16 protein-coding genes and 1 pseudogene are annotated in these 15,597 nt (G+C 29.8%); 5 read left to right on the forward strand and 12 right to left on the reverse strand.

Features of this window, described 5'->3' with window-relative positions; all coding sequences use genetic code 11:
- Nucleotides 1-182 precede the first annotated feature (182 nt).
- The 4 genes from ACN0WB_RS06245 (at nucleotide 183) to ACN0WB_RS06260 (ending at nucleotide 3,906) form a co-directional block, all read left to right on the forward strand.
- Nucleotides 183-1,220 carry a PLP-dependent cysteine synthase family protein gene (locus tag ACN0WB_RS06245; protein WP_417429949.1) on the forward strand — a complete coding sequence of 346 codons (1,038 nt, stop codon included), beginning with the start codon at nucleotides 183-185 and terminating at the stop codon, nucleotides 1,218-1,220.
- 105 nt (nucleotides 1,221-1,325) lie between these two features.
- Nucleotides 1,326-2,597, forward strand: a complete 1,272-nt coding sequence (locus ACN0WB_RS06250) for an aminotransferase class I/II-fold pyridoxal phosphate-dependent enzyme (protein ID WP_417429950.1) — start codon at nucleotides 1,326-1,328, stop codon at nucleotides 2,595-2,597.
- Between the two features lie 72 nt (nucleotides 2,598-2,669).
- Nucleotides 2,670-3,080, forward strand: coding sequence for a nucleoside diphosphate kinase regulator (gene rnk / locus ACN0WB_RS06255; protein WP_417429952.1), 411 nt, complete (start codon nucleotides 2,670-2,672; stop codon nucleotides 3,078-3,080).
- 76 nt (nucleotides 3,081-3,156) lie between these two features.
- Nucleotides 3,157-3,906, forward strand: coding sequence for a hypothetical protein (locus ACN0WB_RS06260; RefSeq protein WP_417429954.1), 750 nt, complete (start codon nucleotides 3,157-3,159; stop codon nucleotides 3,904-3,906).
- A gap of 57 nt (nucleotides 3,907-3,963) precedes the next feature.
- On the opposite strand, the gene ACN0WB_RS06265 is transcribed toward ACN0WB_RS06260, so the two are convergent.
- Nucleotides 3,964-4,245: a FoF1 ATP synthase subunit delta/epsilon gene (locus ACN0WB_RS06265; protein ID WP_417429956.1), complete on the reverse strand. Its 282-nt coding sequence runs from the start codon at nucleotides 4,243-4,245 to the stop codon at nucleotides 3,964-3,966.
- Between the two features lie 78 nt (nucleotides 4,246-4,323).
- Entirely contained in the window at nucleotides 4,324-5,832 is a 1,509-nt protein-coding gene (gene atpD, locus ACN0WB_RS06270; RefSeq protein ID WP_417429958.1) for a F0F1 ATP synthase subunit beta, read from the reverse strand.
- 100 nt (nucleotides 5,833-5,932) lie between these two features.
- On the opposite strand from atpD, the gene ACN0WB_RS06275 reads away from it, so the two are divergent.
- Complete coding sequence (locus ACN0WB_RS06275; RefSeq protein ID WP_417430103.1) at nucleotides 5,933-6,853, forward strand: bifunctional riboflavin kinase/FAD synthetase; 921 nt, start codon at nucleotides 5,933-5,935, stop codon at nucleotides 6,851-6,853.
- On the opposite strand, the gene ACN0WB_RS06280 is transcribed toward ACN0WB_RS06275, so the two are convergent.
- The 10 genes and pseudogenes from ACN0WB_RS06280 to ACN0WB_RS06325 form a co-directional block, all read right to left on the reverse strand.
- Entirely contained in the window at nucleotides 6,850-9,501 is a 2,652-nt protein-coding gene (locus ACN0WB_RS06280; protein WP_417429960.1) for a carboxypeptidase regulatory-like domain-containing protein, read from the reverse strand. The genes ACN0WB_RS06275 and ACN0WB_RS06280 overlap by 4 nt on opposite strands.
- Nucleotides 9,502-10,278, reverse strand: a complete 777-nt coding sequence (locus ACN0WB_RS06285; protein ID WP_417429962.1) for a GLPGLI family protein — start codon at nucleotides 10,276-10,278, stop codon at nucleotides 9,502-9,504.
- Nucleotides 10,279-10,329: 51 nt separating this feature from the next.
- The gene (locus ACN0WB_RS06290; protein ID WP_417429964.1) at nucleotides 10,330-10,608 is read right to left on the reverse strand and encodes a hypothetical protein; all 279 of its coding nucleotides are present in this window, start codon (nucleotides 10,606-10,608) and stop codon (nucleotides 10,330-10,332) included.
- A 204-nt stretch (nucleotides 10,609-10,812) separates the two neighbouring features.
- Nucleotides 10,813-11,163 (reverse strand): MmcQ/YjbR family DNA-binding protein, encoded by a 351-nt coding sequence (locus tag ACN0WB_RS06295; RefSeq protein ID WP_417430105.1) that lies wholly within the window; start codon nucleotides 11,161-11,163, stop codon nucleotides 10,813-10,815.
- A gap of 110 nt (nucleotides 11,164-11,273) precedes the next feature.
- The gene (locus ACN0WB_RS06300) at nucleotides 11,274-11,855 is read right to left on the reverse strand and encodes a glutathione peroxidase (protein WP_417429966.1); all 582 of its coding nucleotides are present in this window, start codon (nucleotides 11,853-11,855) and stop codon (nucleotides 11,274-11,276) included.
- A 10-nt stretch (nucleotides 11,856-11,865) separates the two neighbouring features.
- Nucleotides 11,866-12,531: a histidine kinase gene (locus tag ACN0WB_RS06305; RefSeq protein WP_417429968.1), complete on the reverse strand. Its 666-nt coding sequence runs from the start codon at nucleotides 12,529-12,531 to the stop codon at nucleotides 11,866-11,868.
- A gap of 95 nt (nucleotides 12,532-12,626) precedes the next feature.
- Nucleotides 12,627-13,361: a 3-deoxy-manno-octulosonate cytidylyltransferase gene (gene kdsB, locus ACN0WB_RS06310; protein ID WP_417429970.1), complete on the reverse strand. Its 735-nt coding sequence runs from the start codon at nucleotides 13,359-13,361 to the stop codon at nucleotides 12,627-12,629.
- Nucleotides 13,362-13,374: 13 nt separating this feature from the next.
- Complete coding sequence (locus ACN0WB_RS06315) at nucleotides 13,375-13,800, reverse strand: hypothetical protein (protein ID WP_417429972.1); 426 nt, start codon at nucleotides 13,798-13,800, stop codon at nucleotides 13,375-13,377.
- Between the two features lie 84 nt (nucleotides 13,801-13,884).
- A complete protein-coding gene (locus tag ACN0WB_RS06320) occupies nucleotides 13,885-15,138 on the reverse strand; it encodes a pyridoxal phosphate-dependent aminotransferase (RefSeq protein ID WP_417429974.1) in 1,254 nt (417 codons plus the stop codon).
- A 38-nt stretch (nucleotides 15,139-15,176) separates the two neighbouring features.
- A pseudogene (locus ACN0WB_RS06325) lies at nucleotides 15,177-15,592 on the reverse strand (four helix bundle protein).
- Between the last annotated feature and the right edge of the window lie 5 nt (nucleotides 15,593-15,597).

Genomic DNA, 15,597 nt, shown 5'->3' on the forward strand with positions numbered 1-15,597 from the left:
AAAGATTATTTTAACAAATTTTAAAGTTTTTATCCCTATTTTTTTAAGTCTATAAATTATGTTTTCTATAAAAATTTGTACAAATTATTATGCATTATATCATATAAAGAGCTCAATTTTCTTTCGTTGATTTTTTTTTTATTATTTTTGCAAACAGATTTTTAGAGTAAAATTGATTAAAAATGACTAATGTACACGACAATATTCTTGGTTTAATTGGTAATACACCAATGGTTAAATTAAACCAAGTTACTAAAAATATACCTGCAACCGTTTATGCAAAATTAGAATCTTCAAATCCTGGACACTCTACAAAAGACAGAATTGCACTTCACATAATAGAAGCTGCAGAAAGGCAGGGTCTTTTAAAACCTGGTTCTACAATAGTTGAAACTACCTCTGGAAATACTGGTTTCTCTTTAGCAATGGTAAGTATTATAAAAGGTTATAAATGTATTTTATCTGTAAGTGATAAAACAAAACCAGAAAAAATAGCATATTTAAAAGCTTTAGGAGCAATCGTTTATGTTTGCCCTGCTTCTGTTGCAGCAGATGATCCCAGATCATATTATGAAGTGGCAAAAAAAATTGCAGCAGAAACTCCAAATTCCTTTTATATCAATCAATATTTTAACGAATTAAATATTGATGCCCATTATCAAACAACTGGCCCTGAAATTTGGGAACAAACAGACGGAAAAATAACCCATCTTTTTGGTTGCACAGGAACTGGCGGAACACTTTCTGGTTCAGCAAAATATTTAAAGGAACAAAATCCAAATATTAAAATTATTGGTGTAGATGCAGATGGCTCTATTTTAAAAACTTTTCATGATACAGGCAAAATAGATAAATCAGAAATTCATTCTTATCAAATAGAGGGTTTAGGTAAAAATTTAATTCCAGGTGCATTATTGTTTGATAAAGTTGATGAATTTGTAAGAGTAAATGATGAAATGAGTGCCTACAAAACACGTGAAATTGCATTAAAAGAGGCAATAATGGGTGGTTACACAACAGGTGCAGTTGTTCAAGCTTTGATGCAATATTCAAAAAATAATTCTTTTACAGAAAAAGATTTAATTGTACTAATTTTTCCAGATCACGGATCTCGTTATATTTCTAAAGTTTATAGTGATGATTGGATGGCTAAACAAGGTTTTAGCAATAATTGTGTTCACAATTACAAAGAAGTTTTTAAAACGGAATTCATAAAATAAAAATATTACATATAATATAAATCAGCCTTTTGTGAAAACTAAAGGCTTTTTATATATCGTAAATTTCACTAACTTTGCACCCAAAATAAACTATAGAAAAAATAAATGGATATATTCGAACGGATTAAAAACAATCCAGGACCTTTAGGTCAATTTGCAGATTACGCAGAAGGTTATTTTGTTTTTCCAAAATTAGAAGGACCAGTTGGTCCGAGAATGAAATTTCAAGGAAGAGAAGTTATTTTTTGGAGTGCAAATGACTATTTAGGACTTTGCAATCATCCAGAAGTTTTAGAAACTGACGCAAAAGCTGCTGCAAAATATGGAATGTTTTATCCAATGGGAGCCAGAGCAATGTCCGGTGAAACTGAAGCTCATGAGCAACTAGAAAGAGAATTAGCAGCATTTGTAAAAGAAGATGCCGCTTATTTATTAAATTTCGGTTATCAAGGAATGGTTTCTACAATAGATTCTCTGGTTTCAAGACACGATGTAATTGTTTATGATTCTGATTCACACGCTTGTATCGTAGATGGTGTTCGTTTGCACATGGGGAAAAGTTTTACTTATCGTCATAATGATGTAGAAAGTTTAGAAAAAAATCTGATTCGTGCAGAAAAAGTAGCTAAAGAAAATGGCGGCGGAGTTCTGGTAATTACAGAAGGAGTTTTCGGAATGCGTGGAATGCAAGGGAAAATAAAAGAAATTATCGCTTTAAAAGAAAAATATAATTTCAGACTTTTGGTAGATGATGCACATGGTTTTGGGACTTTAGGAAAAAACGGCGCAGGAGTAGGTGAAGAACAAGATTGCCAAAAAGGAATTGATGTTTATTTTTCCACTTTTGCAAAATCTATGGCAGGTTTTGGTGCTTTTATTGCAGGTGAAAAGGAAATTATCCGTTTCTTAAAATACAATATGCGTTCACAAATTTTCGCTAAATCTTTAACAATGCCTATGGTTATTGGTGGTTTAAAAAGATTAGAACTTTTGCGTTCACATCCAGAAATTAAAGCCAAACTTTGGCATAATGTAAATAAACTTCAAAATGGTTTAAGAGAAAGAGGTTATGATATTGGTGAAACAAACACCTGTGTAACTCCGGTTATGATGAAAGGTGAAACCATCGAAGCCACAATTTTAGTACGAGATTTACGCGAAAATTATGGTATTTTTACCTCTGTTGTGGTATATCCAGTTATTCCAAAAGGAATGATTTTGCTTCGATTGATTCCTACAGCGTCACATTCTGATGCGGAAATTAATGAAACTCTCGATGCTTTTGATGCGATACACGAAAAACTCGTTTCAGGACAATACAAAAAGCAAGCGGAAGCATTTTTAAAAGAAAATAATTTAGACTTCAAAGAAAGTTAAAAAATATTCTTAAAATTTAAAACCGTTTGATAAATAATCAAACGGTTTTTTTTATAACTTAAAATAAAAATTATGAATCAAATTACAATGAATAAGCAAGATTTCAGTAGAATTCGCCAAAGCATTTCACAAGCAAAAAAAAGCAATACAATTAAAATTGAAGAAGCTGAAATTTTATTAAAAGAATTAAATAGTGCAAAACTTTTAAATCCAGAAGAAATTTCCGCAGATTTAGTCACAATGAATACGGAAGTGGAAATTTTATTTAAAAATACCAATAAATCTGCAACCATTAAAATTGTGTATCCACAAGATGCAAATATAAAAGAAAGAAAAATTTCAATATTTTCTCCCGTTGCTTCTGCATTAATTGGTTATAAAGTGGGCGATGAAATCAATTGGAAATTACCTTCTGGAGAAACCAAAATAGTTATCACTAAAATTATTTACCAACCAGAAGCTGCTGGTAATTTTGACCAATAAGAAATTTAATATTTTCATTTTTATAAAATATATTTATGAATATATCCCTTAGTTAATTCTTACATTTACAAAAAAAATGAACGAAAAACTTTTTAATAAAGTCGCACAAATAAATTTATTATTTTGGCTAATGAAAATTGTCGCCACTACTTTAGGTGAAACGCTTGGTGATTTTTTTGCACAAACTTTAAACTTGGGTTACGCCGTAGGAATTGGTATTACTTTGGTATTTTTCTTAGTTGTTTTGGGAATTCAACTTTCTGTTAAAAAATATATTCCTGTTTTCTATTGGTTGGTAATCATTGGAACTACTACTTTAGGTACTGAAATTTCAGATTTTTTGGATAGAAGTTTGGGTTTGGGTTACGCTTTTGGAAGTTTAATTTTAGTTACTGCATTACTTATTACTTTATTTCTTTGGTATAAAAAGTTCCAAGATTTAAATGTTTATCCAATTTTTGAAAGAAAAAAAGAAATTTATTTTTGGATTGCCGTTCTTTTTTCAAATAGTTTAGGCACTGCTTTTGGCGATTTTTTGAGTGATAATCTGGGTTTAAGTTACTTAAATGGCGCGATGATTACCGGAGGAATTATTTTGATAGTCATTCTTATGCATTATTTTACCAAATTAAACGAAATCCTTCTCTTTTGGATTGCCTTTGTTTTTACCCGACCATTTGGCGCTACTTTCGGAGATTTTTTAACTAAACCATTAGCAAATGGCGGTTTAAATTTAGGGACTTTAAATGCGTCTTTAGTTTCAATTTTATTAATTACGATGATGATTTTAGTTGCACATCGACAGCTTAAAAAGCAAGAAGTTTAAAAAAAAAATCCCGCTAAAGTTTAAACTTTAGCGGGATTTTTTTATTTATTTTATAGATTATTCAGCTAAAATAATTCCTTTATTGTGATTAAATTCTATCACGCCACTTTTTACTACAAAAGAATAAACACTGTCATTTTCTTTTTCTTTCTTAAAATATTTAGAATATTCCTCAGAAATTGCAGAAGTATAAAGTTTTACTTTTCCGCTTACCAAAGAAGAAACAATAGCGACGTGATTATTCATAATCTGAAAATCCCCATTTTTTCCTGGAAGTAAAACAGAATTAACTTCGCCTTCAAAAACCACAAACTCGGGTGTTAATATTTTTATATTCATACTTTTTTAGATTAAGAGATTTGAGATTTGAGACTGAAAAAAATCTCACATCTCATGTCTAAAAATTTCATGTCTAATTTATGCGTTTTCTGCTAATAATTTTTCACCAGCTTCAATAGCTTCTTCGATGGTTCCTTTCAAGTTAAAAGCAGATTCTGGTAAATGATCTAACTCACCATCCATTATCATGTTAAATCCTTTAATGGTATCTTTAATATCCACTAAAGAACCTTTCAAACCTGTAAATTGTTCAGCAACGTGGAAAGGTTGAGATAAAAATCTTTGTACTTTTCTCGCTCTATAAACTACTAATTTATCTTCTTCAGAAAGCTCTTCCATACCAAGAATTGCAATAATATCTTGTAATGCTTTGTAACGTTGTAAAATTTCTTTTACATCTTGCGCACATTTGTAATGTTCTTCACCAATAATTTCCGGTGCTAAAATTCTAGAAGTTGAAGCCAAAGGATCAACGGCTGGATAAATTCCTAAAGAAGCAATTTTACGATCTAAAACAGTAGTTGCATCTAAGTGGGCAAAAGTTGTTGCCGGTGCAGGATCCGTTAAATCATCCGCAGGAACGTAAACCGCTTGTACAGAAGTAATGGAACCATTTTTTGTAGAAGTAATTCGCTCTTGCATCGCACCCATTTCTGAGGCTAAAGTTGGTTGATAACCAACCGCAGAAGGCATTCTTCCTAAAAGTGCAGAAACTTCTGAACCTGCTTGTGTAAATCTAAAAATATTATCTACGAAAAATAAAATATCTCTTCCTTGTCCAGATTCTCCTCCGTCACGGTAATATTCAGCTAAAGTTAAACCAGAAAGTGCGACTCTTGCTCTTGCTCCAGGAGGTTCATTCATTTGTCCGAAAACGAAAGCAGCTTTGGATTCTTTCATTACTTCAAGATCTATTTTGGATAAATCCCATCCGCCATTTTCCATAGAATGCATGAATTCATCGCCATATTTTATAATGCCTGATTCCAACATCTCTCTCAAAAGGTCATTTCCTTCTCTCGTTCTCTCACCAACTCCAGCAAAAACTGAAAGTCCACCGTGTCCTTTCGCGATATTATTAATTAATTCTTGAATTAAAACTGTTTTACCAACTCCTGCTCCACCAAACAAACCAATTTTTCCACCTTTTGAATAAGGTTCTACTAAATCAATTACTTTAATTCCTGTGTAAAGAATTTCTGCTGAAGTAGAAAGTTGATCAAATTTTGGAGCGTCTCTGTGAATTGGCAAACCGCCTTCTTTAGAAACTTGTGGCAATCCATCAATATTATCTCCAACTACATTAAATAATCTTCCGTTAATTCCTTCACCAATCGGCATTGTAATTTGCTGACCTTGACTTACAACATCGTAACCTCTTTGAAGCCCGTCTGTTGCGTCCATCGCGATACATCTTACAGTATCTTCACCGATGTGTTGTTCAACTTCTAGAATTACTTTTTCACCATTTTTTTTGGTGATTTCCAATGCGTCATAAATTTTTGGAAGTTCTTGCGCGTCTGCAAAAACAACATCCAGAACTGGACCGATAATTTGCGAAATTTTACCTACTATTTGGTTTGCCATTGCTAATTTTTTTCTTGGTGCAAATATAAGGAATTGTTCCAAATCTGCAATTGGTTTGAAAGAAGATTTTTATCATCTTTGCATACCGAAAAAAACCTACTTGGAAACCTTTAAAAATATTGACTTTTATACCGCTAAAAAACCTCTTGCTCTATCTTTGGGTATGTTTGATGGCGTTCATAAAGGTCATCAATTTATAATTTCTCATTTAAATAAAATTGCAAAAGAGGAAAGTTTAGAATCTGCACTCTTAACTTTTTGGCCACATCCAAGAACTTTTTTTGATCCAGATTGCGAATTAAAATTGCTAAATACTTTAGAAGAGAAAATCAGTCTTCTTGAAAAAAATGGTATTCAGAATTTGTTTCTACAAAAATTTGATGATGATTTTAGAAATTTGACAGGCGAAGAATTTGTACGTCAGATCTTAATTGAAAAATTAAATGTGAAATATTTGATTATTGGTTACGATCACACTTTTGGCAAAGATAAATCCGGAGATTTTAATTTATTACAAAAATTATCAGCAGAATTAGATTTTACAGTTGCGCAACTTCCCGCGGTAGATTTTCATGACAAACACATCAGTTCCACACAAATTAGAAATGCTCTTTCTAACGGAAATATTCTGAAAGCCAATGAAATGTTAGGTTACAATTATTCACTTTCAGGAAAAGTGATTGACGGTAAAAAAATCGGTAGAACAATAGGTTATCCTACCGCAAATTTAGAAGTTGATTCTCTAAAATTATTACCCAAAAACGGCGCTTATATTGTGGAAGTTTTTCATAAGAATAAATTCTACAAAGGCATGATGAGCATCGGTACAAACCCAACAGTTGAGGGAAAAACCAAAACAGTAGAAGTCTATATTTTAGATTTTGACAAAGATATTTACGGTGAAACTTTAACCCTAAATTTCAGAGATTTTTTACACGAAGAAATAAAATTTGAAAATCTAGAAAAATTAATTGAAAGATTAGATGAAGACAAGATTTTGACGGAAAAGTTTGAGTTTTAAAAATTTTTATTAATTCCTAAAACTATATTTCGTGAAATTAATCTTTGAGTATAAAGACTTTCACTTACATTATCAATCGAATATCTTTGTATAGAACTAACATTTAGCAAGTTATTTCCTTTAATAAACACGTTCATTTTGTATTTCTTTACCTTATAATCTAAATTTAGATCTAAAAATTGAATGGATTTTTGCGCGGTACTTCCGTACTTATAAATTTCATAATTTGACTGTAAATTTAAATTATCTTTTAACCGAAAGTAAAGATTTACAAAACCTTTTTGATCTGTATATTTATTAGAGTTAATGTCGGATTTTATATTATTGAAGGTAAAATTATAACCTAATTCATAATTAAAAAATTTCGTCCAGCCAGATTTCATTTCAAAACCTACCTTAATATTTGAAAATTTTGTGTTAATTAATACTTGGTTATTAATGCTGTTTTGGTAGTCTGAAAGCATATAGGAACTGAGCAAACTAAACCTCGAACTGATCAATTTTATATATTGTTTCGCTTCTAAATTCGTTGAAATGTTCGTGCTATTTTTAACTAATATTTTTTGGAAGAAACTGTAATTTGGGTTTATAATTACATTACTGGAAAGATAATCTTGGTTTCTATAATAAATTGCACTAAAAGTTAGTTGATTGGACAATTCGTTACCAACAGTATAAACGAAATTAAAATTATAACTTGGTAACAAATGAAAACCAACATCGCTTTTTTGAAAACTTCTGCTTCCCTGATAAATGTAATTGATATTCAAATCATTGATTTCCGTTTGTGAATAACTTCGACCGGCAGAAAAAGAAAATGTTCCCGTTTTTAAATTTTCATAACTTAAATTAAAATTTGGTGTTACCACAAACTGTTGCTTTTTTTGTTTATTAAAATCCGTGGAAATCATTTGGTTTAAAAGCGTTCCGCCAATGGTCCATTTTTTAATTTTCTGTGTGTATTTTGCCTGTGCAAATAATTTATTTTGCTTAAAATTAATATTATTTTCATAATCACTTTTATCGAACAAAATTTCTGATCCGGAGGAATCAAAAACAGAAATATCAGAGATCAGTTTATTAGTTCTAAACTCATCGCCAAACTGAATTTCTAAATTGTGATCTTCACTATATTTTTTTAAATAAGACAATTTTGCACCACCAAAATTCATATTAGAATTGACATTTTCCAAAATACTTTGCGCATTTGGATCATTTAAAATAGACTGAAAAACATTATTTTGCTCCGTAAAATGATAAGGTCTGTTTTGCGAAATAAATTTTCCAACTGCCACAAATGCTTGCGAAGAATCTATTTTTTTGGTATAAACTACTTTGTTTTCATTAGCAAAAAGATGGTTGTTTCCAAGTTGGTTATTTGGCGTCCCGTTAAAAATAAATTGATTGATATTATCTTCCTGCAACCAGGATAATTTATTGTAAAACTGCAAACTGGCGTCTTTTTTTATGTCTTTTAGCACTTCTATTTTCGCTACAATATTTTGCTTTTTTTGTTGCCAAATTTTGTCTTCAATATTCGTAAAAGCAATGTTATTGTAATCGTATTTATAAGTGCTGTTTACAAAATTTTTATTTTCGGTTTGGTTGAAAATGGTGACGAATTTCAGTTTCCAATTATTTTTGAAATTGTTGATGTAATTAAGCGAAGCCAGTTTATCATTATTAAAATTGGTTCTGTTATCCTGAAATTGACCATTTTTTTGGTGTAGGTTTAAAATTGAGAGCGTATTTATGTCACTTCCAATATTTTCTACATCTTTGTCGGAAGACGGATTAATAAGATAATCTACACCTTTCATCTCATCTAAACCTAAATTATTGGCATTTAGTAGAAGATAAATTTTCTTTTTTTTAGAAAAATTCATCAGGTTAAATTTTCCTTGCCTGCGGTCTTCCTTATAACTTGTGGAAGCCAGCAAGACACTCCCAAACCATTGGTCTTTGGCATCATCTTTCAAGGTGAGATTTAACGCAATGCTTTCTGAATTTTCTACGCCTTTTAGTAATTTATTTTTAGAATAATGCTTTAAAACCTGAATCGATTTTAAAGGTTGCGACGGCATATTTTGGGTCAAGGTTTGGTAGCCGCGCTCAAAAAGATCATCATTTTCTACCAGAACGTTATCGACTTCTTTGTCCCCATATTTTATTTTTCCGTCTGCATCTATCTTTATACCTGGCAATTTTTTTAATAATTCTTCTACATTTTGCTCTGTGCCGTTTGAGAAACTTTTTACAGAATATTCTATGGTATCTTTCTTTACACGAATTGGAATTTTTCGTGTGATGACGACTTCTTTGATCTCTGTTTCTTTTAATTGAACAAGCATAATTTTACCTAAATCAATAGGTATATTTATTTTGATGGTTGAAACATCTAAAATGTTAGGATGAAAATTTTGTGCGGTAATTTTTAATTTAAAATTACCCGTCTTTAGGCTATTTATAACAAAACTTCCGTCTTTATTGCTAAAAACGAAAGTGATAATATTATTTTGCGTATCCATTAAAATAACGTTCGCACTTGATATAGGTTTTTGAGTATCTGAAAATAGAGTACCGCTTATTTTAGTCTGTCCGCAAATCTTAAGACAAATGAATAGAAAAAGTAATAACATTTTCTTCATCTACAATTTTTCTGGAAAAATTTCCCATTCAAACACTATTTCTTTCAGATCACCTCTTAAAATTTGGTTCGGCTCATTTACCGTTCCTGCTGGCATATTTGCCAAGTTTCGTCTGTTAATACCTCTAAGGAAATCATTCTGTATTTTAATGTAAGTTTTTAATGCAATTGGTTCTATACGCATTTTACTTGTAAATGAAACTAATTTCTCTGGTATTTCTAAATTATAATTTTGCAGGATTTTTCTTGCGTAATAATTATACATGTTTTTGCTATCAATTGCTTCCAAAATTAAACCTGGTAACCCAGAAAGTTTCCACGGACCAAGTTTGGATGGGATTTCTGTCGTATACCAAACGATATAGGTTCTGCCTCTAAAAGCACCTTGTGCTCTATTGCAGTTGTAGTTTAAAATTTTTTTTTCGCCATCTAATAATTTCCAATTTATTGGCGGAATATCATCTTTAAAAAATTCTAGTTTAGGCAATACACGCCATCCGGATTCTAAGACATCTGTTGTATTCTTATATTGAATTACATAATTTAATTTTTGAAGATCAAAATTATTGAAAACTTCATCTATACCAAGAGGTTCGTTACTTTTACCATATTGAAAATATAAATTTTGATTTTCTGATAAAATTAAAAACTCATTAAAACTGTCATTTCCTACTTTCTCGTCTTGAATCATAGTGTATTCAACTGTAAAATTCTTTATATCCTGCGAGGAACATAAAAAAAAAGAAAAAAGAAAAAAGAAAATATATTTATTGTTCATTATTTTTAACTAAGTTAAAATGGGGCTTAAAATTTAGCCCCATATTAGCATTTATGGGGGAGTTAGACCTTTAATTACCATTCTTTTCATAACATATACTACACCATCAAGTGCGTTGTCACATTGAGAACCCGATCCAGATGTTGTATAAGTACGATTATCAATTAATGTTCCTGCTTCATCGTAAGTTTTAACATTTGTGCTAATAGTACAATTTACAACTTTCAATACATCCTTTTTCAAAAGATGTTCTGCATTTCCATCATTCTTTGCAAAAGCGAATCCTGAAACTCCAACTGATAAAATCAGTCCTAAAATAATTCTTTTCATTTTAATAAAATTTAAGGTTAAAAAATAAAATTTTGTTGCTAATAATTGTACACTTACTTTCAACCTTGTAAAGAAAAAAAAAAAAAACAGATATAAAAATAAGAAACTCTATTTTTTCTAAAAATTTATAAGTATTTTATAAGGAAATTTAAAATTATTTAAAGATTTTAAACGTTAAGTGCGATTTCAATTTTTTTAGAATAATTACTTCAAAACCTCATCTTTCATTTTCTTGGTTAAATATTTAAATACCAAATCGTAAGATTCATCGATTAATTCTTTTATTAAATCTGCTTTTAAACCTTCACAAACAACCGAATTCCAATGGGTTTTATTCATGTGAAAAGCGCCTTCTATTTGGTGATATTTTGCGCGAAGTTCAATATTTTTCTCGGGCATATTTTTTAATGAAAATTTTAAAGGTTGGGATTCCAAAGACATTAACAGAAATATTTTTCCGCTCACTTTAAAAACTAAAGTTTCGTTGTCAAATGGAAAAGATTCCGTCACGCCTTTCTTTTTTAAACAATATTCTTGAATTTCTTCGGGTTGCACTTTTTGAATAAGTAATGAATAATTTGTAATAAGTAATGTTATCAAATTTAAAAAATTAATCAAAAAAACCAGTAATTATACTGGCTTTTTATTTTGATAATGGGAAGTGTTTACTGAAAATATTTTATAATACTTTCACTTGTCGGTTTCGTAGTACTGATAAAACTGTCAATTAAATGTCCATTTTCATCAACTAAGAATTTGGTGAAATTCCACAAAATTGTTGTGTTTTTTACGCCATTTAAATTTTTGTCAGTCAAATATTTAAAAATTGGTGCAATGTCGTCACCTTTTACTGAAACTTTCGAAGCCATGGGAAAAGTTACACCATAATTTCTGGTGCAAAACGTACTGATTTCTTTATTACTTCCAGGTTCTTGTCCGCCAAAATTATTAGCAGGAAAACCAATCACCACAACTTTGTCTTTATACTGCTCTGCTACTTTTTCTAAATCTGCGTATTGCGGCGTAAATCCACATTCTGAAGCGGTGTTTACAATTAAAATTTTCTTGCCTTTAAAATCAGCAAAATTGATTGTTTTGCCTTCTTCCAATCCCGGAACTTTGAAGTCGTAAATTGATTCTGCTTTTGCCATACTTTCAGATTTAGCGTTACTTTTTTCCTTTTTTTGTCCGGTGCAACTTTGCAAAAATGCAACTGCACTCAAAACAAGAATGAATATTTTTTTCATAATAATTTTATTATTTCATTTTAAACGTATTTGGAGGAAACTCTTTATTAGTCTCTATTTTAGTGATGAGCATTACATAATCTCCATCTTTTTTGGGTGAAGAAGATTCAATTCTAAAAGGCATCAAAAGAGAACCCACTTTTCTATAATCGGAATAACTTAAAGTTTCATCTTTTTTAATTTCCTTTAGAAGCATATAAGTTTTGACATCAAAATAATAAAGGGTTTTATTTACATTTTTTGTTAATTCTACTTTATAACAAAGATTTTCTCCAATTTTTTCTTGACCTTGAAGTTCGGCTGTAAACCCTTTACTTTCATAATCTATAAAATCATTATCAAAACTTTCTGCTTTATAATTGTCATAAACCTGTAGTTTATTGGTTGCATAATTCATTGCGTATCCTTTTTCTCCATCAAAACCTTCAATTGCGGTATCTTTTTTATGAATAGTAATCACGGTTTTTGTGAGATTTGGACGCTGCTGATAAATTTTAATTGGATAAATATCATTAATTCCCAAAGACACTTTTCCTTGCAACATAATAGAATTCAATAACTTCCAATTTGTTAAACCACCTGATTTTTCTAAATTTTGATCAATAATTTCTTTTGCTGTTTGTGCAAAAATTAATGTGCTAAAAATAAGACTAAATAAAATTGCTAACTTCTTCATTAAATCAATAATAATTGTGAAAATAATTTTTCTAAAAATTCTGAATTGTCAAAGATAAGTATTTAATAAAGTACGATGGTTGCCAAAAATCAGTTTTAAGATTTTTTTAATAATAAAGCTCTGGCTTTTTCTAAATCTTCTGGAACGTCAATTCCTACTCCAACAAAATCTGTTTCTACCATTTTGATTTTCATGCCGTATTCTAAATAGCGAATGCATTCAATTTTTTCAGAAATCTCTAAAGGTTTCATAGCAAGTTTTGTAAACTTCAAGAGTGCATCTTTTCGAAAAGCATAAACACCAATATGTTTAAAATATTCCGTTTTTTTTGACATTTCACGCGGATAAGGAATTACAGAACGGCTAAAATAAAGAGCAAAACCATCTTTATCTGTAATTACTTTTACGTTATTTGAATTAGAAATTTCTTTTACATCAAACATTTTAGTTTTAAGTGAAGCCAAAGAAATCTCTTTATTTTTATCAGATTTAAAAACAGAAATGAGTTCTTGCAAAGGTTTTTTATTTAAAAAAGGTTCGTCGCCCTGAACATTTACAACAATATCACAATCAATATTTTTTACTGCTTCTGCAATTCTGTCACTTCCTGTTTCATGTTTTTTAGTAAAAACTGCTTTGCCACCGTTTTTTTCAATTTCTTTTAAAATAATTTGGGAATCTGTTGCTACAAAAACCTCATCAAATAATTTTGTTGCAACCACATTTTCATAAGTAGTAGAAATAACGGTTTTATTTCCTAACATTTCCATCAATTTTCCGGGGAATCTTGTGGCTTCAAATCTTGCAGGAATTACGGCTATAATTTTCATTTTAATTCTAGATTTATGAATTCATAAATTTTTTCAAAATATTTTGAGAAAAAGAAACAATTAAATTTGTCAATTGTTTTGGTGGAAATGTATGCAAAACTGAAAATGTAACTAAAAACCAACCTATACAAACAAAAGTTAAATTTGGAGTTACTTTTAATACTTCACTATCATTAATATTTACAAAAACACTTTCTCTAAACAACGGAAAAAATGAAATTATAAGTAATAAAACTCCAATAAAAATACCAATAATTGTGATGTAAAAATGACTTATCCACCAAGAATTTATTTTTTTATTTAGCCGAATTGGAAGTCCTAAAATAAAACAAATAAAAATAGATAAAGCTGAAATAATAATTGCAAAAAATGGCTGAATTACAAAGAAACCAAATAATCCATCAAAACCAAAATCATTATCCTGCAATGCAAAAATCATATAAATAATAAAGATTGCTATGAAGGTTGAAACAATCTGTATTAATAGTATTAAAATGGTTAATGCTTTATTCAAAATCTATAATTAAACCAAAATATTCAATGCTTTTTCTAATCTCGGAATCATATTTTTAATTTCTTCTAAACTTAATCCTCCCACAGAAGCTCTAAACCAAGGTTTTTCAACTGAATTACCAAAAGCTGAAAAAGGAACTAAAGCAATTCCTGCTTCATTAATTAAATAAAAAACCAAATCTGTAGAGTTTTTAATTTCGGTTCCGTCTGGTAAATATTTTCCGATATAATCTAATTTTATAGTCAAATACAATGCGCCCATTGGAACAATACTGTCAACTTCAAAATTTTGATTTTTCAAATTTTGAATTCCTGCATGCAAAACTTTTAAACTTTCTTCAATTTTTGCTTTAAAATTATCCACGAAATTATCAACATTTTGCTTGTTTTCATAAAAATTTCCTACTGCTTTTTGTTCAGGTTTTGGCGCCCAAGCTCCGACGTGAGTTAGCAAAGCTGTCATTTTTTTAATAATTAATTCCGGACCGAAAGACCAACCAACACGAACTCCAGTTGCCGCCAAACATTTAGAAATTCCATCGATAAAAATGGTAAATTCTGCCATTTCTGGAAAAAGTGAAACTGGATTAAAATGTTCTTCGCCAAATGTAAGATTAGAATAAATCTGGTCATACATCACATAAAGTGGTTTTTCATTTTCGCCACGTGATTTATTTTCCGATAAAACCAATTCGCAAATTTCTGATAATTGTTTTTTCGTAAACATTGTTCCCGTCGGATTTAACGGTGAACAAAGCGCCAATAAAACCGCACCTTTTAAATGCATTTTCAAATCTTCTGCGGTTGGCAAAAAATTATTTTCGGGTGTTGTTTCAACTTCTATTTTATTTGCTGAAGTTAAGTAAGCATAATGATTATTATTCCAAGAAGGAAGCGGATAAACCACTTTTTCTTCTTCATCTACGATGGTTTTAAAACACGCATAAATTAAAGGCCGAGAACCAGCTGCAATTAAAATTTGATTTTCATTATAATCTAAATTCCAGCGGTTTTTAATATCATTAGAAACTGATTTTCTTAACGAAAGTAAACCATTTGCAGGCGGATAATTGGTGAAATTATTTTCGTAGGCTTTTGTAATTTCTTCTTTCAATAAAGTGGGAATTGGATAAATATTGGAGTTTAAATCACCAATCGTAAGATTTGCAATTTGCTTTCCTTGAGATTTCAATTCATTGACTTGGTTGCCTATTTTTATAATTTCTGAACCAATTAAATTTTCTGCGAGTTTTGATACTTTCACGAGTTATAAGTTTTAAGTTATGAATTATGAGTGATAATTTATAACATTTTATTTAAATTATTTTTTGAAGTAATAATTATACTTTTAATTATTTTAAAAATTTCCGATGATTGATTATAAATAGCGTTAAATTCGTCTTCATTAAGATAATCAGTTTCCTTTAAAAGTTCCAACCAATATTTTGTTTCATCGCATTCTTTTTGAGCTATAGAAAGTTTATGAATAAAATCCTTTTACTTTCCGCATTTAAAGCTTCTCGAACATTTGCACCAATTGAAGTTCCAGAACGTAACAACTGTTTCGACAAAACAAATTCTCTCTTTTCAACAGATATTATTTTATATAATTTTACAATATCTACTGCGAATTGAAATGTCTTATTTTTTATAATACTTCGCTCATTAGAATATGAAAATATATGTTTTATTAAGTTATAAAATAACTCATAATTCAAAACTC

This window comes from Halpernia sp., assembly GCF_048269545.1.
Classification (GTDB): domain Bacteria; phylum Bacteroidota; class Bacteroidia; order Flavobacteriales; family Weeksellaceae; genus Halpernia.